21 protein-coding genes and 1 pseudogene are annotated in these 23026 nt (G+C 60.4%); 1 reads left to right on the forward strand and 21 read right to left on the reverse strand.

The window, feature by feature from the left end; genetic code table 11:
• The 8 genes and pseudogenes from LNV09_RS13235 to ppsA all read right to left on the reverse strand — a co-directional run.
• Window positions 1-239, reverse strand: a pseudogene (locus LNV09_RS13235) (helix-turn-helix domain-containing protein); the annotation flags it as partial.
• Between the two features lie 1262 nt (window positions 240-1501).
• Window positions 1502-2950, reverse strand: a complete 1449-nt coding sequence (gene dnaB, locus LNV09_RS13240; RefSeq protein ID WP_263557554.1) for a replicative DNA helicase — start codon at window positions 2948-2950, stop codon at window positions 1502-1504.
• A gap of 172 nt (window positions 2951-3122) precedes the next feature.
• On the reverse strand, window positions 3123-3578 hold the full coding sequence (rplI, locus tag LNV09_RS13245) for a 50S ribosomal protein L9 (protein ID WP_263557555.1): 456 nt from the start codon (window positions 3576-3578) through the stop codon (window positions 3123-3125).
• A 13-nt stretch (window positions 3579-3591) separates the two neighbouring features.
• Window positions 3592-3882 (reverse strand): 30S ribosomal protein S18, encoded by a 291-nt coding sequence (gene rpsR / locus LNV09_RS13250; protein ID WP_263531959.1) that lies wholly within the window; start codon window positions 3880-3882, stop codon window positions 3592-3594.
• A gap of 12 nt (window positions 3883-3894) precedes the next feature.
• On the reverse strand, window positions 3895-4227 hold the full coding sequence (gene priB / locus LNV09_RS13255) for a primosomal replication protein N (protein ID WP_318023294.1): 333 nt from the start codon (window positions 4225-4227) through the stop codon (window positions 3895-3897).
• A gap of 76 nt (window positions 4228-4303) precedes the next feature.
• Window positions 4304-4666 (reverse strand): 30S ribosomal protein S6, encoded by a 363-nt coding sequence (rpsF, locus tag LNV09_RS13260; protein ID WP_263557557.1) that lies wholly within the window; start codon window positions 4664-4666, stop codon window positions 4304-4306.
• Window positions 4667-4848: 182 nt separating this feature from the next.
• Window positions 4849-6900 carry a sodium:solute symporter family protein gene (locus tag LNV09_RS13265; protein WP_263557558.1) on the reverse strand — a complete coding sequence of 684 codons (2052 nt, stop codon included), beginning with the start codon at window positions 6898-6900 and terminating at the stop codon, window positions 4849-4851.
• 233 nt (window positions 6901-7133) lie between these two features.
• The gene (gene ppsA / locus LNV09_RS13270) at window positions 7134-9542 is read right to left on the reverse strand and encodes a phosphoenolpyruvate synthase (protein ID WP_263557559.1); all 2409 of its coding nucleotides are present in this window, start codon (window positions 9540-9542) and stop codon (window positions 7134-7136) included.
• Between the two features lie 229 nt (window positions 9543-9771).
• On the opposite strand from ppsA, the gene ppsR reads away from it, so the two are divergent.
• A complete protein-coding gene (ppsR, locus tag LNV09_RS13275; protein ID WP_263557560.1) occupies window positions 9772-10593 on the forward strand; it encodes a posphoenolpyruvate synthetase regulatory kinase/phosphorylase PpsR in 822 nt (273 codons plus the stop codon).
• Here the strand turns inward: ppsR and LNV09_RS13280 are convergent.
• From LNV09_RS13280 to frr, 13 genes are read right to left on the reverse strand one after another with little or no spacing between them, the layout of a single operon-like run.
• Complete coding sequence (locus LNV09_RS13280) at window positions 10587-11369, reverse strand: TrmH family RNA methyltransferase (protein WP_263557561.1); 783 nt, start codon at window positions 11367-11369, stop codon at window positions 10587-10589. The two genes, ppsR and LNV09_RS13280, sit on opposite strands and share 7 nt — an antisense overlap.
• A complete protein-coding gene (gene rnhB / locus LNV09_RS13285; RefSeq protein ID WP_263557562.1) occupies window positions 11366-11992 on the reverse strand; it encodes a ribonuclease HII in 627 nt (208 codons plus the stop codon). The genes LNV09_RS13280 and rnhB overlap by 4 nt, the downstream gene beginning before the upstream one ends.
• Window positions 11961-13121 (reverse strand): lipid-A-disaccharide synthase, encoded by a 1161-nt coding sequence (gene lpxB / locus LNV09_RS13290; RefSeq protein WP_263557563.1) that lies wholly within the window; start codon window positions 13119-13121, stop codon window positions 11961-11963. Before lpxB ends, rnhB begins: the two co-directional genes overlap by 32 nt.
• 11 nt (window positions 13122-13132) lie before the next feature.
• On the reverse strand, window positions 13133-13918 hold the full coding sequence (gene lpxA / locus LNV09_RS13295) for an acyl-ACP--UDP-N-acetylglucosamine O-acyltransferase (RefSeq protein WP_263557564.1): 786 nt from the start codon (window positions 13916-13918) through the stop codon (window positions 13133-13135).
• 25 nt (window positions 13919-13943) lie between these two features.
• Window positions 13944-14387 carry a 3-hydroxyacyl-ACP dehydratase FabZ gene (fabZ, locus tag LNV09_RS13300; protein ID WP_263557565.1) on the reverse strand — a complete coding sequence of 148 codons (444 nt, stop codon included), beginning with the start codon at window positions 14385-14387 and terminating at the stop codon, window positions 13944-13946.
• Window positions 14384-15418 (reverse strand): UDP-3-O-(3-hydroxymyristoyl)glucosamine N-acyltransferase, encoded by a 1035-nt coding sequence (gene lpxD / locus LNV09_RS13305; RefSeq protein ID WP_263557566.1) that lies wholly within the window; start codon window positions 15416-15418, stop codon window positions 14384-14386. Before lpxD ends, fabZ begins: the two co-directional genes overlap by 4 nt.
• Before the next feature lie 3 nt (window positions 15419-15421).
• Window positions 15422-15928: an OmpH/Skp family outer membrane protein gene (locus LNV09_RS13310; RefSeq protein WP_263557567.1), complete on the reverse strand. Its 507-nt coding sequence runs from the start codon at window positions 15926-15928 to the stop codon at window positions 15422-15424.
• Complete coding sequence (gene bamA / locus LNV09_RS13315; protein WP_263557568.1) at window positions 15928-18210, reverse strand: outer membrane protein assembly factor BamA; 2283 nt, start codon at window positions 18208-18210, stop codon at window positions 15928-15930. The genes LNV09_RS13310 and bamA overlap by 1 nt, the downstream gene beginning before the upstream one ends.
• 40 nt (window positions 18211-18250) lie before the next feature.
• Window positions 18251-19615: an RIP metalloprotease RseP gene (gene rseP / locus LNV09_RS13320; protein ID WP_263557569.1), complete on the reverse strand. Its 1365-nt coding sequence runs from the start codon at window positions 19613-19615 to the stop codon at window positions 18251-18253.
• Window positions 19612-20811 carry a 1-deoxy-D-xylulose-5-phosphate reductoisomerase gene (locus LNV09_RS13325; RefSeq protein ID WP_263557570.1) on the reverse strand — a complete coding sequence of 400 codons (1200 nt, stop codon included), beginning with the start codon at window positions 20809-20811 and terminating at the stop codon, window positions 19612-19614. The genes rseP and LNV09_RS13325 overlap by 4 nt, the downstream gene beginning before the upstream one ends.
• Complete coding sequence (locus tag LNV09_RS13330; RefSeq protein ID WP_263557571.1) at window positions 20808-21659, reverse strand: phosphatidate cytidylyltransferase; 852 nt, start codon at window positions 21657-21659, stop codon at window positions 20808-20810. Before LNV09_RS13330 ends, LNV09_RS13325 begins: the two co-directional genes overlap by 4 nt.
• A 5-nt stretch (window positions 21660-21664) precedes the next feature.
• Window positions 21665-22393, reverse strand: a complete 729-nt coding sequence (uppS, locus tag LNV09_RS13335) for a polyprenyl diphosphate synthase (protein ID WP_263557572.1) — start codon at window positions 22391-22393, stop codon at window positions 21665-21667.
• Window positions 22394-22428: 35 nt separating this feature from the next.
• Entirely contained in the window at window positions 22429-22989 is a 561-nt protein-coding gene (frr, locus tag LNV09_RS13340; protein WP_263531941.1) for a ribosome recycling factor, read from the reverse strand.
• Between the last annotated feature and the right edge of the window lie 37 nt (window positions 22990-23026).

Consider the following 23026-nt stretch of genomic DNA (forward strand, 5'->3'; position numbering starts at 1 on the left):
GGCCAATTTACAGAGCTTCGGTCGAAGAGAGCGTTCCCACATGCAGCCTGGTCAGCCAGGGTCGCTCGATAGGCGTCCTGGCCGCCATTGCGGCCAATCTCTCGGCTGATCGTGGACGGCGCCCTTCCAAGCCGGGTAGCGACCGAACGCATTAACTGCCCGACCGTCAGCGCACGGGAGATCTCTTCTCTCTCTGCCAAAGTCAACGCGGTTGCGCAGCGTCGACGCTCAGGCGGTCGAANATTAGTGTGTTGCACCGACCAGTTGAATCCGCCGCACGGAGCTGCCACAGGCGACGAAGGAGCGAGCGGCTCCCAGTGGGTCGATCGCGCCCATTCGACGGGTCAAGCAGCAGCCATTCGGCTACGGTTGACCGAAGATTTCGTGAACGGCTCCTCTGAATGACTGCAGCACATTCGAGACCGGACACCAGCCAAGTTTGCTGTGCAGCATCGGCGAACTACCAGCGGCGCTGTCCCGGCGCCGCAGCAGACCCAGGAGTAATCTCCTTCAACCCAGCGGATTCCTCAAGTCGACTGGTACGGGTTCTGGGGCAGGTCAACTGGATTGCGTGCTGATCGCACTGGCCTGGATATTGACGACCACTGGAATACACAGCCGCCTTCACGCGGAAAAGTTCGAGCAACGCAAGTGCGGTGACAAGCGGCGCGGGGGCGTCACTCTGCCGTCTGGAAGACAGCGTCGAGAAGACCACGGTTAAGATTACCGGTATCGCTGAAATCGAAAGCCCCGAATGGCTTGGTCGGCAACTCAAGCATTCATTCGCCCGACCTGGCGCCGAGGCGACCAGGGTCGAAATGTTTGGTCGCGGAACACGTGCCTACACACTGTCTGACGAGGTCATCGCAAAGGGCATCGCGGCTACCGGCGTGAGTCGAGAGAACGTCACGGACAACCCCGACCCACGTGCGTTCTGTATGTCCTGCCGTGGATGTAGCTACCAGGCGATCTGCGAGATACGTCCACAGAAGGTCAAGGCGGATCAAAGAAGGCCAACGCCTCCCGGCGGGGCGGCAGGGACCTTAGAAAACGCCTCGCGCGGCCAAACCGGGCTGAACTGACGGCGCTCGTGCTCCCGCCCGGTTTCGGGCTCTGCAACGCCTCGATTCCTATGGGGCAGACGGCCGCCGTCTGAAGTTCAGCCAGCCGCCGTCGGTAGCCCCATCGGTTCGGCAGACGGATTGAATCCGACGGGTCACAACCGACGGGGCATGCCATGGATCCGACGGGCCATCCGACGAGGCAAATTCTTGGTGGTCTAGAGGGAATGACGCCAGAGCGCGGCTGCGAGAGGCTACCGGCGGTCAGAGCGTTCTCGATTTCTACGCAGATTTCTACAATTCCCAACCTTCCCAACTGCCAAGGTTGGGAACGCCTCGTAAAACCGACCGTTGCACCCATCAATTGGAAGGTCAGAATCACAAGGCCACTGATGCGCTCCGCGCATCAGTGGCCCCTCTGTGAAGGTAACCGTGAGGGACTAGTATTCATCCCGTTCTGCCCCTACGTACCCAGGTGCGAGATTCTCAAACTTGGTGTGCATGCGCTGGAAGAACAGCTTGACCGTACCGACGGGGCCATTTCGCTGCTTGGCGATGATGATCTCGGCAATGCCCGGCTCTTTGGACTCTTCCTTCATGTAATAGTCATCACGGTAGATGAACATGATGATGTCCGCGTCCTGCTCAATCGCCCCCGACTCCCGCAAGTCACTCATCATCGGGCGCTTGTCAGGCCGCTGCTCGACGCTTCGGTTGAGCTGCGAGAGCGCAATCACCGGGCATTGCAACTCCTTGGCCAAGGCCTTCAAGCCACGCGAGATTTCACCAATCACGGTCGCGCGATTCTCTTCGTTGCCGCCATTGCCGCTCATCAGTTGCAAGTAGTCAACGATGATCAAACCTAGCTTGCCGCAGATACGGGCTTGGCGGCGCGCACGGGCGCGCACCTCGGACGGGCTCAGGCCAGGACTTTCATCGATGAAGATGCTGGCCTTGCCGAGTTTGTCGACCGCTTCGGACAAGCGTCCCCATTCATCATCCGCCAAGCGGCCGGTACGCAGATGGCCTTGGTCAATGCGCCCGATCGAGCCGACCATACGCATGGCGAGCTGCGCAGCGCCCATTTCCATCGAGTAGATGACGACCGGCAGGCCTTCATTGATCGCCACGTTCTCACCGATATTGATCGCAAACGCGGTCTTGCCCATCGACGGGCGGGCGGCCAAGATGATCAGGTCGCCGGGCTGAAAGCCAGCCGTCATACGGTCCAGATCGAAGAAGCCGGTGCGCACGCCGGTGACGTCCTCGGCGCCGTTCTCGGCCAGCTCATTGACGCGGTCGATCAGCGCTACCACCAAGTTGTCCATGCTCTGGAAGCCTTGCTGGCTGCGCGAGCCCTCCTCGCCGATGCGGAAGATCTTGCCCTCGGCCTCGTCGAGAATTTGCGCCACCGCCCGGCCCTGCGGTGCCAAGGCTGCAGTGGCGATCTCATCGCTGGCGCTGACCAGTTTGCGCAGGATGCCTCGCTCACGGACGATCTCTGCATAACGCCGAATATTGGCGGCGCTCGGGACGCTCTGAGCCAAGGCATTCAAATAGGCCAGACCGCCGCACTCTTCGGCCTTGCCGTGTGAGGTCAGCTCCTCGAAAACGGTTACCACGTCGGCCGGCTTGCCGCCATTGATCAGCTTGCCGATGGCGACAAAGATCTGTTTGTGTTCGAAGCGATAGAAGTCGGACTCGGTCAACAAGTCCCCGGCGCGGTCCCAGGCCGAATTGTCAATCAGCAAGCCACCCAACACGCTTTGTTCCGCTTCGATCGAATGCGGCGGCGTGCGCAGGCGCGCTACTTCATCATCGCGGCGATCGGCGCCGCCGGCGGAACCGGCAGACCCTGGCAAGGGCGTGGAAGAGAAAGTCGCGCTCATGATGGTAACTCGCTGAAATTCGGCAATGACCGAGCAGCTTGTCTGTGGACAAGTCTGTGGGAAAACAGGGGATGACTCTGTATAAATCAGCCCCCAAAAACGCAAAAAGCCGACGGCTATGACAGCTGTCGGCTTTTTTCAGCTGACCGATGAAGGTCAGTTGTGCAAGACCTTAGTCGGCCTGACGAACTACCTGGACATTGACTTCCACGACCACATCGGTGTGAGGAGCAACGTTAACAGAGAACTCGCCGACAGCCTTCAGCGCGCCCAAAGGCATGCGAACTTGTGTCTTGGTGATGGTAGCAAAGCCCAACTTGACGAGAGCTTCGGCCACGTCGGCATTGGTGACCGAGCCGAACAAGCGGCCATCCACGCCAGCCTTTTGGCTGATGCAGACAGTCTTGCCGGTCAAGCTTTCGCCCAGAGCTTGAGCAGTTGCGAGCTTTTCAGCAGCAATCTTCTCGAGCTCAGCGCGCTTGACTTCGAATTCCTTGATCGCTGCCTCGGTAGCACGACGTGCTTGGCGAGTTGGGATCAGGAAGTTGCGGGCGTAACCGTTCTTGACCGTGACGACATCGCCCAGGTTGCCGAGGTTGGCTACTTTTTCAAGCAGAATAATTTGCATGTTGTCCTACTCCTCAGACCTTGTGCTGATCGCTGTACGGCAGCATGGCGAGGAAACGCGCACGCTTGATCGCAACAGTCAGCTGACGCTGGAAGAATGCGCGCGTGCCGGTCAGGCGAGCGGGCGTGATCTTGCCGTTTTCGCCGACGAAATCGCGCAGCGTGTCGATGTCCTTGTAGTCGATCTGCTCAACACCGGTGACGGTGAAGCGGCAGAAACGCTTACGACGGAACAGCAAGGATTGGGTATTGCGCTTGGGCTTCTTGTCTTTCGAGAAGCGACCTTTACCGCGTGGAGGAGCCATTGTGTGACCTCATTAATTTCTATCCGGATTCGAACAATTTGATGTTGTGACGGTATCGAGTGCAGTGATGTGGAAAATAGTTCCACGACCATTGCGCTGGGCACTCAGGAAACCCGTAAATTGGGCCATTCCACCAAGTCCCAAACTCTGTAAGCGCTTGGCCAGATCACCGATCACCACGGCTTTGATTTCCAGAGAAATCTTGCGTGGCCTGCCGGCTTCTTGTACCTGGGACTCATGCTTCAAGCAGCAGTCCAAGGCCATCAAACCGGCCGGTGTGTACCTGACCAAACCCAACTCCAGCAACTGCGCCTGCAAGATCAGATGATTCAAAAAAGAACCCACCGACCGTTTTGTTGCGCAATGGAAGCGAGCCCGCTCACTACCGTTTCAAACACCAAGCTAAAGCCAATTCAAAGAATTAGGCAGCCGCGACTTGAGGAGCCTTGCGGGCTTCTTCGCGGTCCACAGACTTCATCATGACTGAAGGCGTGGTTTCGGCCTTGGACTTCAGCACCGTCAGGTGGCGAAGCACGGCGTCATTGAAGCGGAAACCAGTTTCGAGCTCAACCAAGGTTTCCTTGCTGCACTCGATGTTCACGCACAGATAGTGGGCCTTGGCCAACTTCTGGATCAGGTAAGCCATTTGACGGCGGCCCCAATCTTCAACGCGGTGGACAACGCCGCCGCCCGTGGTGATCAGGCCTTTGTAGCGCTCCAGCATGGCTGGGACTTGTTCGCTCTGATCCGGATGGATCAGCAGAACGATTTCATAGTGACGCATAAATACTCCTTGTGGATTCCAGGCAGCGGATTCAATCGACCTTTTTCGATTAAACCCTTGCCTGAGGAAGCCGAGCCACAGCGTCAGTCACGTGGTCACGGCAAGGTGGAACCCGCTATTCTAGCTCAGACTCAGGGCGCCGACAAGACTTGCTTGCGCACAAACTCGCGTAACACAGCGCTTTATGGTCCCACCAGACCAACAGGAGCACGCATTCGCTCAAGCATGTGCGCTTGCTCCGGGGCCGGCGCGGGGGTCAGGCAGCTGACCAGCCAGGCAGCCGCGAATCCTGCCGGCACGCCGAACAACCCAGCCGAAATAGGTTGAATACCCCACCACAAGGACGCCTGCCCCGGCACTCCCAGCGCCAAACGCAGGCCAGGCGTGGCGTGGACCATGTAATAGCAAGTGAGGCCCAGGCCCACCAACATGCCTGCCACCGCCCCCCAGCCATTGGCCCGCCGCCAAAAAATACCCAACACCAAGGCCGGGAAGAAGGCCGCCCCGGCCACCGAGAACGCTGCCGCAACCAAATACAAAATATCGGCCGGTTTATGCGCCGCTACCGCTGCCGCTGCCAAGGCCGTGGCAAGCAACAAGGCCTTGGACATCGTCACCCGACGCGTCATGCTTGCTGTCGGATTGAGCACCCGGTAGTAGACATCATGAGACAGGGCCGACGAAATGGTCAGCAGCAGACCATCTGCCGTGGACAGGGCTGCGGCCAAGCCTCCCGCCGCCACCATGCCCGACACCACGTAAGGCAGGCCGGCCAACTCAGGCGTCATCAGCATGATGATGTCGCTGCTGATGCGCAACTCGCCAAGTTGCAAGATCCCGTCGCCATTCACATCGCTGACCGACAGCAGGCCCGCGTCGACACGCGCCCATTGCCCGATCCAAGCTGGCAAGTTGGCGATCGGCGTGCCAATCAGACTCGTAAAAACCTCGTACTTGACCATCACCGCCAGCGCTGGCGCGGTCAGGTAAAGCAAACAAATAAAGAATAACGACCAAGCCACCGACTCGCGCGCTTCGCGCACCGAAGGCGTGGTGTAGTAACGCGTCAACAAATGAGGCAGGCCGGCCGTCCCCACCATCAGGCAAAACACCAGCGCCATAAAATTGCGCCGCGACTCATCAAACTGTTGGCGCGCTTGCGGCGTGCCGTCCGGGTCCCCCGCGAACTGCTCCGCATGGGGCGGCATGCCGACCAGCGGCTGCGCTCTCGCCTCATTGAGGGCCAAAGCACGTTGCCACTGCTCTCGTGCTTCTGAGGGGGTGCGCGGCAGGGCCGCCTGACTCTTTTCGGCAGCCTGAACCAAGGCCAAGGGCGTATCGGACTGGCGTTTGAGCTCCGCAACTCGGTGCGCGGCCTGTGCGCGCTCCAAGGCCAGCGATTCGGGGACATCTTGCAGTTTGCGCGCGAAGCCATCGGCACGATCCTGAAAGATAGCGCGGACCTGCAATTCAGCCGGATCGGTCAACAATTGCTGCTCGCGCTGCGTCAATTTGGCCAACTGATAGCCGTAAATGACTTGTGGCAATGGAATGCCTGTTTGCTTTGCACTCAACCAGACCACCGGGACCAAATAGGCGATCACCAAGACGATGTATTGCGCAACTTGCGTCCAGGTGACTGCACGCATCCCACCCAAGAACGAACACACCAAGACGCCGCCCAGCCCGACAAAAACACCCACCTCAAAGGCCAAGCCGGTCAAACGAGAAGTAATGAGGCCGACGCCGTAAATTTGCGCGACCAAATAGATGAAGGAGACCAGAACAGCTGCGGCCGCCCCGATCAGGCGCGGCGCGCTGCCGCCGTAGCGAGCGCCCAAAAAATCGGGAATCGTGAACTGGCCGAAGCGGCGAAGGTAGGGCGCCAAGCACAGTGCCACCAAGACAAAGCCACCCGTCCAGCCCAAGACAAAGGCCAAGCCGCCATAGCCGGAAAAATAGAGCGTGCCGGCCAAGCCGATGAACGATGCCGCACTCATCCAATCGGCGCCGGCCGCCATCCCGTTGAAGATCGCCGGTACGCGCCGGCCCGCTACGTAATACTCATCGGCATCGGTGGTGCGACTCAACAAGCCGATGCAGGCATAAACCCCAACGGTGGCGGCCATAAAGCTGAAACCGATCCAGCTCTTGGCCATGCCCCACTGCTCCAGCACCGCCAAGAGAAGCACAAACACGACAAAGCCCAGCGTGTACCAAGCGTAAATGCGCATGAGCTTGGGGCGCAGGCTGGCCCTCACCCCAGAACTGGCTGAGTTTTGCGGTACGGCTGCTGGGGGCGATTTCATTTTTCCAACTATGGCTTTAGCCCGGCATCATGCAAGCGAGCGAAGCCGCTGGCTATTGCCAAGAACCCGGGGTTCGCATTCGTCAAAGCCACAGAAAACGGCCCCGCAGGGCCGTCGTCTTTGTACTCGCAGGCGGCCCAGACAGGCGCCGCAGAGGCTCAACGTTTGGACAGACGTTGCCAGGTTTCGATCACCGAATCGGGATTGAGCGAAATCGACGTGATGCCCTCACCGGCCAACCAGTCGGCAAAGTCCGGGTGGTCGCTCGGGCCCTGCCCGCAGATACCGATGTATTTCCCAGTCGCGCGGCAAGCGGCAATGGCGCGCGAGATCAAGGCCTTGACGGCCGGGTCCCGCTCGTCAAAGTCACCCGCCAACTGCTCCAGACCCGAATCGCGGTCCAGCCCCAGTGTCAGCTGAGTCAAGTCGTTAGAGCCAATCGACATACCATCAAAGTGCTCCAGGAACTGCTCTGCCAAGATTGCGTTGCTGGGCACCTCACACATCATGATGACGCGCAGGCCGTCTTGGCCACCTGCCGCCGCGCGCTTCAGCCCGCGCTCGGCCAACATCGCCACGACCCGCTCGGCCTGGCGCACGGTCCGCACGAAAGGCACCATGACTTCGATATTGGTCAGGCCCATCTCGTTGCGCGCGCGCTTGAGCGCCTCGCATTCCATCGCGAAGGCGTCCGAGAACTCACCGCTGATATAGCGCGACGCACCGCGGAACCCCAGCATCGGGTTCTCTTCATCGGGCTCGTAGCGCGAGCCACCGATCAGCTTGCGGTACTCATTGCTCTTGAAGTCAGACAAACGCACGATCACCGGGCGCGGGAAGAAAGCCGCCGCAATGGTGGCAATGCCTTCGACCAATTTATCGACATAAAAAGCGCGTGGCGAGGCGTGCCCGCGCGCCACCGACTCGACCGCCTTTTTCAGATCAGCGTCGATATTCGGATAGTCGAGAATCGCCTTCGGATGCACGCCGATATTGTTGTTGATGATGAATTCCAGGCGCGCCAGGCCGACCCCTGCGCTAGGCATCTGGGCAAAGTTGAAGGCCAGTTGTGGGTTGCCCACATTCATCATCATCTTGATCGGGCAATAGGGCAACTCGCCCCGGTGCACCTCGGAGACCTCGGTCTCGAGCAGACCGTCGTAAATGAAGCCGGTGTCGCCCTCGGAGCAGACCACGGTCACCAACTGACCTTCTTTCAACTTCTCGGTCGCGTCGCCACAGCCAACCACGGCCGGAATGCCGAGTTCCCGCGCGATGATGGCGGCGTGGCAGGTGCGCCCGCCGCGGTTGGTCACGATGGCCGAGGCCCGCTTCATCACCGGCTCCCAGTTCGGGTCGGTCATATCGGTCACCAACACATCGCCGGGCTGCACGCGGTCCATCTCGCTGATATGCGTGACCAAGCGGACCGGGCCGGTGCCGATCTTCTGACCAATCGCACGGCCCTCGACCAGCACCGCGCTGTGACCCTTGAGCTTGTAGCTGTGCTCGACTTGGCCGGCCGCCTGGCTCTTCACCGTCTCGGGGCGAGCTTGCAGAATGTAGATCTGACCATCGACGCCGTCACGGCCCCACTCGATGTCCATCGCCCGGCCGTAATGCTTCTCGATGATCAACGCATAACGGGCCAACTCGATGACCTCGGCGTCGTTGAGTGAATAGCGATTGCGCGCTTCGGGCAGCGTGTCGACCGTCTTGACCAACTTGCCGGTCGATGCTTTCTCAGCTGCGGAGGTGAATTCCATACGGATCAGCTTGGATCCGAGGTTGCGCCGGATGATGGGCAGCTTGCCTTTCAGCAGCGCCGGCTTGTGGACATAGAACTCGTCCGGGTTGACGGCACCTTGCACCACGGTCTCACCCAGCCCGTAGCTGGAGGTGATGAAGACAACATCCTTGAAGCCGGACTCAGTGTCGATGGTGAACACGACACCGGCCGAACCGAGGTCAGAGCGCACCATGCGCTGCACGCCAGCCGACAAGGCCACATCGGCATGGGCAAAACCCTTGTGCACGCGGTAGCTGATCGCACGGTCGTTATAGAGCGAGGCGAACACTTCCTTCATCTTGTGCAGCACTTCTTCAATGCCGATCACATTCAGGAAGGTCTCTTGCTGACCGGCAAATGAAGCGTCGGGCAGATCTTCGGCAGTGGCTGAGGAGCGCACTGCGAAAGACACATCCGGGTGGTCGGCGGTCAGTTGTGCAAACGAAGCGCGGATCTGCGCCTCCAGATCGGCCGGAAAGGGCTGCGCCTCCAGCCAACCACGAATCTCGGCGCCGGCCTCGGCCAGCGCGCGCACATCGTCGGTATTGAGCGTCAGCAAACGCGCTTCGATGCGCTTGTCCAAGCCTTGATGCTTGAGGAACTCGCGGAAGGCGTGCGCGGTGGTGGCGAAGCCGCCGGGGACGCGAACACCCGAGGAGGAAAGCTCCGAGATCATTTCGCCGAGGCTGGCGTTCTTACCGCCAACGACCTCGACGTCGCTCATTCTCAGATTCTCAAATGGAACGACCAAGGCGGTCGGCTCATAGCGTGTGGACATGGGAAAACTCCGTAAGGTTGAAAATTCGGGGTTCCCGCCGAGGCGCTTCGAACTGCACCTCCCATGCCAATGGCGCAGTGACTCAGCCCAAGAATTTTGGATTCTTGTTCTTGCTCGGGCTTGAGTGTTGGTGAACTGCGCATGGCTGTTGGCTGCTGGCGGCTAATTGCTAGGGATTCTACGGGTTACATGACCTTATGATCTACAAACACTCTAGAGCCACACCACCATGCCCCATCGCACCGTGTATTTTGTCTCGGACGGTACCGGGATCACCGCTGAAACCTTCGGTAACTCGATACTGGCCCAATTCCCGACCAAGCCGCGCCATGTGCGCCGCCCTTTTGTCGACAGCGCCGAGAAGGCCTATGCCGTCGTGCGAGAGATCAATGAGACCGGCGAGCGCGAAGGCAAGCGCGCAATCGTGTTCGCCACCTTGGTCGATCGCGATGTGCTGAAAATCGTCCGCGACCATTGCCAAGGCCGGGTGCTGGACATGTTCGGCACCTTTATCGAACCGCTCGAAGAAGAATTCGAGGTCAAATCGAACCACCGGGTCGGGCGCTTCTCCGATGTGGCGCGCAGCCAGGAGTATCACGACCGCATCGAAGCGATCAACTACTCGCTCGCCCATGATGACGGGCAATCGTCGAAGAATCTGGACATCGCCGACGTCATCTTGGTCGGCGTGTCGCGCAGCGGCAAGACGCCGACCTCGCTCTATCTGGCGCTGCAGCATGGCATCAAGGCCGCCAACTACCCGCTGATCCCGGAGGATTTTGAGCGCGGACGCCTGCCCGACTCTCTCGCCCCCTACAAACGCAAATGCTTTGGCCTGACGATTGACCCCGAGCGCCTCTGCCAAATCCGGAACGAGCGCCGGCCGGGCTCCAAATATGCCGACCTGATGAATTGCCGCTACGAGGTCAATGAAGCCGAAAAAATGATGAAGCGCGACGGCATTGCTTGGCTGTCGTCAACGCACAAGTCGATCGAGGAGATCGCCACCACCATCCTGCGCGACCTGCGCCCGGATCGCTTGATTTACTGAGCAAGCAAGCGCTGGCGGGCTGACTCGTACAGACAAATCGCCGCCGCGCTGCCAACGTTCAGCGATTCCTCGCCGCCCGGCTGGGGGATGCCCACCGTCAACCCACAGCGCTGCATCAAGTCGGGCTGCACGCCCTGCCCTTCATGGCCCATCACCCAGGCACAAGGGCTGGGCAGAGCGATTTGATGCAACTGCTGCTGCGCGTATGAACTGGTGGCCACCATGGTGAGCTCGAGGGCATCAAGCTCGGCCGGCGCCAGCCCTTCAATCAGGCGCAGGCCGAAATGCGCCCCCATGCCGGCGCGCAAAACCTTTGGGGACCACAGCGCCGCCGTGCCCTTGATCGCCAAGACTTGGCGAAAGCCCATCGCCGCTGCGTTGCGCAAAATCGTGCCGACGTTGCCGGCGTCCTGCAGGCGGTCCAGCACCACAGTGTCCACACCTGGGCACAGCGTTTGGCCCGCATCATGCGGAACCTCAAAGCCGATCTGCGCCGGGGACTCCAGGCCGCTGATGGCCTTGAACAAGGCCGTCGGCACGATCAGCTGGCGCGGTGCCGCATCAGCCAATTGGCGCAAAACCGGGTCCGTCGCGGCCGCCTCGGTCAACACCGCCAAGCTAACCGGGTAATTGCGCTGCAAACAAGCACGCACCAAGTGATCGCCTTCCAGCCAAATAGAACCCAGCTTGCGATAAGCGCCACCGTCCTGGCTCAGTTTGCGCAGACGCTGCAAAACGGGGTTATCCCGCGAGGTAATGTGTAGCACTTGACTCATTTGGCCTCCAACAGCGAGCGCACTGGGCCAAAGCTGCGGCGATGCCAAGGCGTCACGCCGAGCGCCTGCAAGGCCGCCAGATGCTCGGCGGTCGGATAACCCTTGTGCTTGGCAAAGCCGTAGTCAGGGAAGGCCTCGGCCATCTGCAGGCATTGGCGGTCGCGCGTCACTTTGGCCAAGATAGAGGCCGCCGAAATCGCCGGTACTTTGGCATCGCCCTTGACGATGGCCTCGGCCGCGATTTTCAGGATGGGCAGGCGATTGCCGTCGACGAGGACCATGGACGGCTTCAGCCGCAGACCTTCGATGGCACGGCGCATCGCCAGCATCGTGGCCTGCAAAATATTCAAGCGGTCGATCTCTTCGACGCTGGCCTCGGCAATGCAAAAGCACAGGGCCTTGGCGCGAATTTCATCGAACAAGCGCTCACGCCGCTTTTCGGTCAAGACCTTGGAGTCGGCCAGGCCCAGCACCGGCTGGGCATCATTGAGCATCACGGCGGCAGCCACCACTGGCCCGGCCAGCGGGCCGCGCCCGGCCTCGTCAACGCCGGCCATCAAGCCCTGACCATTCCAGTCCAAGCCCAGCTGTTCAAACGCCATCGATGACTTTTGCGATCGCATCGCTGGCCTTCAGCGCGGTATTGCAGCGCAGCGTTCGGTGTTGTTCCTCAAAACAGGCTTGCACCCGTGCGTAACGAGCTGGGTCATCCAGCCAAGCCAAACCCTCGCGAGCCAGGGCCTGCGGCGTGCAAGCATCCTGAATCAATTCCGGCACCAAGAACTCGCGTGCCAGCACATTCGGCAGGCCAATCCAGGGCTGGTAATTGCGACCCTTCATGCGCCACCAGTTGAGTGCATGCATGCGATAGGCAATCACCATCGGCCGCTTGAACAAGGCCGCCTCAAGGGTCGCCGTGCCACTGGCGACCAAGCAGGTATCGCAGGCGGCCAAGGCTTCATGCGAGCGCCCATCCAATAAGGTCAAATCGAGCGCCGGCGCATGAGCTGCCACCAGCGGCGTAATCAGCTCACGCAAGCCGGGTGCCAACGGCATTACAAAGCGCAATTCAGGCCGGGCCTGCTGCATCAAGACGGCCGCCTTCAGTAGCGGCTCGGCGATATAGGCGATCTCGCTGCGCCGACTCCCCGGCAACAAGGCCACCACCACCGCCTGCTCGCCCAAAGCCAGCACCGCCCTCGCCTCTGCCTTAGGCGGCGTCAGCGGAATCGCATCAGCCAGCGGATGGCCGACATAGCTCGCGGCAATGCCATGCCGGTTCAGCAACTCGGGCTCGAAGGGGAACAGGCACAGCACATGATCGGCCGAACGCTTGATCTTCTCGACCCGCTCGGCTCGCCAGGCCCAGATCGACGGGCAGACAAAGTGCACCGTCTTGATACCGCCTTCGCGCACGCGCTGCTCCAGGCCGAAATTGAAATCCGGTGCGTCAATGCCGATGAAGGCTGCCGGCCGCTCGTTCGAAGGCAAGGCCAACAGTCGGTCACCCAACTGCTTGCGTATGCTCAACAGTTCGCGCAGATTCCATAGAGCATCGACATAGCCAAACACCGACAGCTTGTCGAGCGGCCACCAGGACTCAAAGCCCTGCGCCGCCATACGTGGCCCGCCTATGCCTTGTGCAGTCAAGTCCGGCCAACGCGCGCGCAGACCCGCCAGCAGCAAACCGGCCAGCAAATCACCGGAAGCCTCGCCGGCCACCATGCCGAAACGAGGCGCGTTGTCCTTCATGTGTGATCGGTTCAGCGCACGATGCCGCGTGACGCGGCAGCGAGGAAGTTCAACATCAACTCAAGGTCCGCAACTTCAGTTTGCTGCGATTTCAAATCAGCAATGGCTGCCACGGCCTGCTCCAGTGTCAACGAAGAGCGGTACAGCAGCTTGTGCATCTGCTTGATCAAGGCGATGCGCTCGGCCGAAAAATCACGCCGGCGCAGCCCCACCACGTTGACCGCGCGCGCGGTCAAGGGGTTGCCATCAGCAGTCATGAAGGGCGGCACGTCCTGGGCCACATGGGCCTGGAAGCCAATCATTGCATGCGAGCCCACGCGCATGCGTTGCAGCATGCCCGTCAAACCACCGACAGTCACCCAATCGCCGATCTCTACATGGCCCGCCAAGGTCACACCGTTGGCCAACACATTGTGATGGCCGAGCAGCACGTCATGCGCCAAGTGGACATAGGCCATGATCCAGTTGTCATCGCCCAGTTGGGTCACGCCTTTGTCCTGTACCGTCCCGGTATTGAAGGTGCAGTACTCGCGAATGGTGTTGCGGTCCCCGATCACCAACCTTGTCGGCTCGCCCGCGTACTTCATGTCCTGCGGCGCGGCGCCGATCGAGTTGAACTGGAATATCGTGTTGTCCCGGCCGATGGTGGTGTGCCCCTCGATCACGCAATGCGGGCCAATCGAGCTGCCCGCAGCGATGCGCACATGCGGCCCAATCACCGTGTAGGCGCCGACCTTGACCGAACTGTCCAGTTGAGCGGCAGGGTCAATGATGGCAGTGGCGTGAATCAGGCTCATGCTAGGTGGTCTGTCAATCAAACAATCAGTCTGCTATTTTTCGCATCGTGCAGATCAACTGCGCCTCGGCGGCCAACTGGTCACCGACCAGGACCTGGCCCGAGAACTTGAAGATACCCGCTTTGGCGCGGTCCAGCGTCACATCCAAAAAGAGCTGGTCGCCGGGCTCGACAGGCCGCTTGAAACGGGCGTTATCAATGCCGGCAAAGTAGACCACCGTGGAATCGTCGAGCACGATATCGGTACTGGCCAGCGCCAACAGCGTCGCGGCCTGCGCCATCGCCTCTAACATCAACACACCCGGCATGACCGGGCGGTGCGGGAAATGGCCAACGAAATAAGGCTCATTGATGCTGACGTTCTTGAGCGCCCGAATGCGCTTACCCTTCTCGATCTCCAGCACCCGATCAACCAGCAGCAGCGGGTAGCGGTGAGGCAATCTTTTGAGAATTTCGTGGATGTCCATCATGATGAATTCTTCTTCTCTAGCGCGAGTACGCGCTGACGCAATGAATACAAATTACGCAGCGTGGCTGCGTTCTTTTCCCAGCTGGCATTGTCGTCGAACGGAAACACCCCGCTGTACAGACCCGGCTTATGAATGCTGCGGCTGATCAAGGTCGCCGCCGACACGTGCACATGGTCGGCAATTTCAAGATGGCCGACGATATTAGCCGCGCCGGCGATGGTGCAGTGCGCACCTATCGTGGTGCTGCCGGCAATCGCTGTACAACCGGCAATTGCCGTGTGTTCACCAATGCGCACGTTATGCGCGATCTGGATCAAGTTATCGAGCTTGACGCCATCGGCCAACACGGTGTCGTCGAGCGCACCCCGATCAATACAGGTGTTGGCGCCGATTTCCACGTCATTACCGATGCGTACCGCGCCAAGTTGCTCGATCTTTTCCCAGCGGCCCGCATTCGGCGCAAAGCCAAAACCATCGGCGCCGATCACCACACCTGCATGCAAGATGCATCGCTCGCCAATCTTGCAATCGAAGCCGACGGTGACATGGGAGCCTAAACGCGTACCGGCACCAATTACCGCGCCGCGCTCAAGCACGCATTGGGCGCCGATGATTGCATCGGCACCGATTTGCACACCCCCCTCAATGACGGCCAAGGCACCCACATCTACGCCTGCGCCCAAGCGAGCACTGGGGTCGATGACCGCGCTCGGATGAACGCGCGGCGCAGCACGCGGGCGCACGCGGCGCGACCACCACTGCGTCAAGCGGGCGAAGTACAAGTAGGGATCGGGCGTAACGATGGCCGCACCCCGCGCTGCGGCGGCCTGGGCAAAGGCAGGCGCCACAATCACACAGGCCGCAGCTGTGCTCGCCAATTGCGCTTGATAGCGCGGATTAGCCAGGAAACTCAGCGTCAGCGCATCGGCGCCGAGCAAGGTGCCGACGCGCTCAATGCGGGTATGAGCCTCGCCATGAAGATCGCCGCCCAAGGCGGCGATCACTTCGGCCAGCGTGACAGCTGTGGCCACCTATCACTTCTGAGCGTTAAGCGTGTCAATCACTTTCTTGGTGATATCGACACGCGCGCTGACGTTCAGCGCATCCTGCAAGATGATGTCGTACTTTTCCGCTTCAAAGATCTGCTTGATGACGCGGTTAGCACGCTCAACCACAGCGCCCAATTCTTCGTTCTTGCGCTGAGTCAGATCTTCTTGCCACTCGCGGCGCTTGCGCTGCAGGTCGCGGTCAACTTCCACCAAATCGCGTTGGCGGCGATTGCGCTCGGCCTCGGCCAGGGTCGGCGCTTCTTTTTCGAGCTTTTCGGCCGCACCGCGCAGCTTGGTCTCCTGATCCTTCAGCTCCTTCTCGCGCTTGCCGAACTCGGTCTCAAGCTTGATTTGAGCCGTCTTGGCCAGGTTGGCTTCGCGCAGCACCCGCTCGCTGTTGACATAGCCAATCTTTATTTCCTGTGCCGCGCACAGGGCCGACACAGACATCATGGCGGCCAAAGCCACCAACTTCAACATTTTGCTCTTCATCAGAATGCGTTCCCGATCTGGAATTGGAATGGCTCGATTCTATCCGTGCGTTGCTTGCTCAGCGCCTTGCCATAGCTCAAGCGTAAAGGGCCCATGGGCGAAATCCAACTGATCCCGAGGCCGGCCGATGAGCGGACGTCCGCAAATTTGAGTTGTTCGAACGAGCCCCACACATTGCCGGCATCCACGAAAGTGTAGAGCCGGAAGGTTTTGTCATTGCCCGTACCTGGAACGGGCAAATACAGTTCCGCGTTGACGTTGGCGCGGCGATTGCCACCCGTACGTGTACCCGTCACGTCAACCGGCCCAAGCGAACCGGCCTCAAACACCCGCACCGAGCCCAAGCCGCCGGCATAGAAGTTCTTGAAAATCGGGAACGGCCGGCTACCCAAGCCCTGGCCCCAACCCAATTCGCTGTTCAGCCCCAAGGTGATCTTGTTGGTGACCGGGATGTATTGCTGATACTGCAAATTGGCGCGCGCATAACGCGCATCACCCATGGGACTCAACTCCAAATTGATACGCGAGTACTTGCCCACCGTCGGCGAAATGATGCTGTCTCGGTTATCGCGCTGCCAACCGATCGTGAACGGATAGGCCACGCTGTCGCGGCCGAACTGGCGGCCGTAAAGCAAATAGCTATTCGGCAGACCCGAGTTGGTGGTCATCTTGGTGCGCTCATAGCCGAAGCCGAAGAACACAGTATCCAGTTCGGAGAACGGCACGCCAAAGCGGATCGATGAGCCGACCGTGACCAGCTCATAGGGCTCACCCAAGGAGTTGTAAGGCTTTTGCGTGCGGTAGAAAACGTCCAAGGCACGCGACACACCGTCGACGGTGAAATAAGGATTCACCGTGCTGAGCACCAGATTGCGCCCGGTCGATGCGGTTGCGACTTCGATGCCCAGATAGTGGCCCGAGCCGAACACGTTTTCCTGCTTGATCGCGCCGGTGAAGGAGAGTTTTTGCTGGCTGGAGTAGCCTGCGCCAACCTGAATATTGCCGGTCGGGCGCTCGACCACGGTCAGCAGCACATCAACCTGGTCTTGCGCGCCCGGCACTTCCGACGTATCAATCGTGACCTCTTTGAAGTAACCCAGGCGCTCGACCCGGTCGCGCGATGCCTTGATCTTTTGGCCGTCATACCAGGCCGATTCAAGCTGGCGGAATTCGCGCCGAATCACTTCGTCACGCGTGCGCGTGTTGCCGGCAATGATCACATTGCGCACATAGACTCGACGCGCCGGCTCGGCCACCAAGGTCACCACCACTTGGCCCGTAGCTCGGTCAATCTCGGGGCGCGAATCGACACGCGCAAACGCGTAGCCAAAAGAGCCATACAAATCTTGGAACGCCCGCGTCGTCTGCGCCACGGCTTCGCCTTGATAGGGCTGACCGGGCTTGAAGAAGATCAGGCGCTTGAAGTCCTCTTCGCGACCGAGGAACTCACCCTCGAGCTTGACCGCAGTCACCGTGTATTGCTGGCCTTCGCTGACGGTGATGGCAATGTCAATGCTCTGCTTGTCAGGCGAGATCGTCACTTGAGTCGAAGTCACCGCAAACTCAAGGTAACCACGGTTCAAATAGTAGGAGCGCAAGGTCTCCAGATCGGCATTGAGCTTGGCGCGCGAATAGCGGTCGGTCTTGGTGTACCAGGTCAACCAGCCACTGCTGGTCTGCTCCAGCAGACCGACCAAAGTGCTTTCCGAGAACACCGAGCTGCCTTGAATTCGAACCACGCCAATCTTTGCCGGCTCACCTTCATTCACGGTGAAGCTGACGTTGACGCGGTTGCGCTCCAGCGGCGTGATGGTGGTCGTCACCTCGGCACCGTAAAGGCTGCGCGTCAGGTATTGCCGCTTCAATTCCTGCTCGGCGCGATCGGCCAGGGCCTTGTCGAAGGGCTTACCTTCACCGATGCCGACGTCCTTCAGCGACTTGGTCAGCGCTTCGGTATCGAACTCTTTCAAACCCGCGAAGCTGACGTTGGCGATGATGGGGCGCTCTTCGATCATCACCACCACGGCCGATGTGTCAGCGTCGATATTGATGCGAACGTCTTTGAACAAACCGGTGGCAAACAGCGCACGCAAGGCCGCGGCACCCTTGTCCTCGCTATAGCTGTCCCCGATGCGGAAAGGCAAGGAAGCGAAAACCGTACCGGGGTCGGTCCGCTTCAAACCTTCAACGCGAATGTCCTTGAGAACAAAGGGATCCACCGCCCAGGCGACGCCTGACTGCAGTGAGGCCAACAAGGCCAAGGTCAGGATTGAGGGGCGCATACGAGCACCCGTTCTTAGAGATGAGGACATGCAGATAGAGTCAATGCAGGCCCGTCAAGCGGACCACGTCGTTAGAAAGGGCTAGGGCCATCATCAGCATCAGGATCAACGCCCCTGCGCGTTGCAGCTGCGTTTGCCACCACTCCGAGACCGGGCGGCCGCTTAAACCCTCGAAAAGATAATACATCAGGTGTCCGCCATCGAGCATCGGCAGCGGCAGCAAGTTCAAGATGCCAAGGCTAACACTGACCAGCGCCAAGAATCCCAAATACTGCGCCAGACCTGAGCGCGCCGACTGCCCCGCATAGTCGGCGATCGTCAAAGGGCCACTCAAATTCTTCAAGGAGGCCTCGCCAATCAACATCCGACCGAAGACCTTCAAGGTCATCCAGGATACGTTCCAAGTGCGCTGCGCACCGAGACTCAAGCCCTCAAGAAATCCGTGGCTAACCTTGACCATCTGCGGCGCCGCCCCGACCATCGCTTCAATGCGACCGATGGTCTGACCCGCATCGCTGACGGCCCTTGGGCTCACCTCAAGCTCCAGTCCTTGGCCGCCGCGCTCGATCAACCAGAGCGACTTGACCGAGGTTTCGCCTTGGACCGACCGGCGAATCAACTCGCGCAGCGCAGCCGCATCGGTGACCGCAACGCCGTCAACCTTGAGCACGCGGTCGCCCTCGATCAAACCGGCCTGGGCCCCAGCGCCGCCCTCGTTGACCTTACCCAAGATCGCATCACTCATGGGCGTCAGCCCGAGTTTGCGCAAGCCGGCCCCGTCCATGGTGCCGGCGCTCAGGCGACTGGTATCGAGCACCAAGCTGCGGCGCCCATGACCACCAGCATCGGAAACGTCCAGATGCACGGTCTCGCCGCTCGACGAAGCCTCCAATACGGTCGCCATCAGCTCGGTATAGGACGCCAAATCGCGCCATTGCTGGCCATCAACCGAAGTCGCTCGCACCCAATCACCGGCCCGCAAACCAGCCCGCGCTGCCACGGATTCAATGGGCGGCGTTCCCAGCAAGGCTTTGGGTTCAGTCGTACCCACCCACATCGCAGCGGCAAACAGCAGCACCGCCAATAACAGATTAGCCAAAGGCCCCGCTGCCACCACCGCCACACGCTGCCGCAGAGGCCGATTGTTGAAAGCCTGCGAGCGCAGCGCCGCGTCGACCGGCCCCTCGCGCTCATCCAGCATGCGCACATAGCCGCCCAAGGGCAAGGCACAGAGCGTGAACTCGGTGGCATCGGGGCCGCTTTGGCGCCGCCATATCACCTTGCCGAAGCCGACGGAGAAACGCAAGACCTTGACACCGCAAGCGCGGGCAACGCGGTAATGGCCATACTCATGCACGACCACCAATACACCCAGCGTCAGCAAAAAAGCCAGCAAGGTGGTCATGCAGACAGGCCCGCAATCAAGCCTTGCGCATGCCGGCGCGTGCGCGCATCCAGCCCCAACAGGCCAGCCACATCGGCACATTCGCCCGCTTCGGGGCGCACCGCTTCGAGGCTGGCGCAGTTGATCTGGTGAATCTGGTCAAAGCGCAGGCGCCGGCTCAAGAAAGCCTCGACGGCGACCTCGTTGGCCGCGTTCAAGACCGCTGTTGCACCTTCTGGACCGCGCAAGGCCTGCCAAGACAGGTACAAGCCAGGGAAACGCTGCTCGTCCGCCTCTTCAAAACTCAAAGAGGGCCCGCTGAGCAGATCCAGCCGGCTGGCACCTGCTTCGATGCGCTCGGGGAAGGACAGGCCATAGGCAATCGGCACCCGCATATCGGGTGTGCCAAGTTGCGCCAAGACCGATTTATCGCGGCAGACCACCATCGAATGGATGATGCTTTGCGGATGGATGACGACCTTGATCTGTTCCGGGGTCAGGCCGAATAGCCAACGCGCCTCAATCACCTCCAGCGCCTTGTTCATCATGGTGGCCGAGTCCACCGAAATCTTCGCACCCATCACCCAGTTCGGATGCGCGCAAGCCTGCTCGGGCGTGACCTCGGCAAGCGTGGACGGGTCGCGCTGGCGGAACGGCCCGCCGGACGCGGTCAACACAATGTGATCGATGCGCTGAGCCCAAGTCTTGCGGTCCTCGGGCAGACATTGAAAGATCGCCGAATGCTCGCTGTCGATTGGCAGCAGGGTTGCACCGCCCTGCTCGACAGCCTGCATGAACAGCGCCCCCCCAACCACGATGGCCTCCTTATTGGCCAGCAGCAGGCGCTTGCCCGCGCGCGCAGCGGCCAAGCAAGGGGCTAAGCCGGCCGCGCCGACGATGGCACCCATGACCATGTCCACGTCCGGGTGAGCTGCGATTTCAGACAGGCTCTCGGCTCCGTCCAGCACCTCGGTCTTGCTTCCCTGCTCGTGCAGCTTGAGCCGCAGCTCTTGGGCCAGTGCGCGGTCTGGCATCACTGCAAAACGCGGGCGCCATTGCAAGCATTGCGCCAGCAAGGCATCGACGCGACTCATCGCGCTGAGGGCAAAAACCTCGTAACGCTCGGGGTGGCGGGACAAAACATCCAGCGTATTGACCCCAATGGAACCGGTTGAACCCAGTACCGTGATGCGCTGAAAACGGGCGTCACTCATCATGCCAACACACTCAATGAACTCAAGGCCAGGGCAACCGGGAACACCGGCAGCAAGGCGTCGATGCGGTCCAGCACGCCGCCGTGACCGGGCAGCAACTGGCTGCTGTCTTTGGCACCGACCGCACGCTTCAACAGGGATTCGAACAAATCACCGACCACGCTCATCGCACTCAAGCAAAGCAGTGCGAACAGGCCGACCGGCAAGGACTGACCCTTGAGCAGCAATTGATACAGGCTCGGAGAATCCACCGCCACATGGCTATCGATGTAGAACGCCCAAACAAAGGCCAGCAGCATCACGCCCAACATACCGGACCAAACACCTTCCCAGCTTTTGCCCGGGCTGATGGTCGGCGCCAATTTTCGCTTGCCAAAGGCGCGGCCACCGAAATAGGCGGCAATATCGGCCATCCACACCAGGCAGAAGATCGACAGCAAAAAGTTGATGCCTACGGCCTTGGCCTGCACCATGGCACCCCAAGCAGCCACCAAGACCAAGGCGCCCAAGAGCGTGCGCAGCAGTTGCGGCGCATGCGGCCATTGGCTCGGCCCGCCGCGCAGCGCATAGGCACTACCCAGCACCCAGACCAGGCTCGCTACCCACCAGACCCAAGCCGGCGCTGCCTGCATGCCCAGCGCCATATAGGCAGTCCAAGCCGCTGCGGATACCGCCAAGCCAAAACTCACAGCCGGCGCACCGACGATGCCGTTTAGTCGCGCCCACTCCCAGCCGGCCGCGCCTATCATCAACAGCGTCAACAAGGCGAAGGGCAGCGACTGCGGCGCAAACAAAGCCGGCAGCAGCACGGCCAACAAGACCAAGGCCGTGATGATTCGAGTCTTCAGCATGGGGTTTAAACAGCGGCCACAGCCGGCGCCTCTTTGACGCCGCCGAAGCGCCGATCGCGATCACGGAAGGCCGCGATCGCAGCATCCAACTGCTTCTCGCCAAATTCGGGCCAGAGGCAGTCGGAAAACACAAACTCGGTATAAGCCACCTGCCAGAGCATGAAGTTGCTGATGCGCACCTCACCGCCGGTACGGATAAAGAGATCGGGGTCAGGCGCATAGCTCATCGCCATGAACTCCGACAGCCGCGCCTCGGTCAACTCTGCGGCCGGCACACCGGCATTGATGGCAGCCTTGCAGGCCTGCACGATGTCCCAGCGACCGCCGTAATTGAAGGCCACCGACATCGTCAGCTTTGTGTTGTGCGCCGTGGCCGACTCGGCCTCATTCCAGGCATTGCGCAGCTTGGGCGAGACGGCGTCGCGGTCACCGACGATGCGGATGCGCACGCCCATCTGACCCATCTTGGCCAGATAGCGCGACACCGCCGCCAACACCAGGCCCATCAGGCCAGAGACCTCATCGCTGGGGCGCTTCCAGTTTTCACTGGAAAAGGCGAACACCGTCAGGTATTCGACATCCCGGTCGATGCAGGACTGCACTATCTTGACCAAACTGTCGACACCGGCCTTGTGGCCGAAGAAGCGCGGCAAAAACCGCTTCTTCGCCCAGCGGCCATTGCCATCCATCACGATGGCGATGTGGCGCGGTCCCGCCGCTTTCTCGTTGTTCATGCCGCTCAAATCATTCGTCACTGAGCTGGCGCCACTCAAACGGCCAAGATTTCGGCTTCTTTGCCGGCGATCAGGCGGTCGATCTCGGCAATCGTGCGATCGGTGAGTTTTTGTGCGTCATCGAGGCTGCGGCGCTCGTCGTCTTCGCTGATCAGCTTTTCTTTGGTCAGCTTCTTGGCTTGCTCATTGGCGTCACGGCGCAGATTGCGCACTGCGATCTTGGCGTCCTCACCAGCATTGCGAACGATCTTGGTCAGGTCGCGGCGGCGCTCTTCGTTCAGCGCCGGCATAGGCACACGGATCAAGTCACCCTGTGAGGCCGGGTTCAGCCCCAGATCGGACTCGCGAATCGCCTTCTCGATCTTGGCGCCCATGCCTTTTTCCCAAGGCTGCACGCTGATCGTGCGCGAGTCCAGCAGAGTCACATTGGCAACCTGGGTGATGGGCACCGGCGAGCCGTAATAGTCAACACTGACCTGATCCAGAATGCCCGGGTGCGCGCGCCCGGTACGGATTTTGTGCAACTCACCCTTGAGGGCCTCGATGGACTTTGCCATCTTCGCTTCAGCGTTTTGCTTGATGTCTGCAATGCTCATGATTCTCGACCTTGATGTCCTGATTCACCTAACGTGG

Origin of the sequence: Paucibacter sp. B2R-40, assembly GCF_025717555.1 — a bacterium.
GTDB lineage: Bacteria > Pseudomonadota > Gammaproteobacteria > Burkholderiales > Burkholderiaceae_C > Paucibacter_A.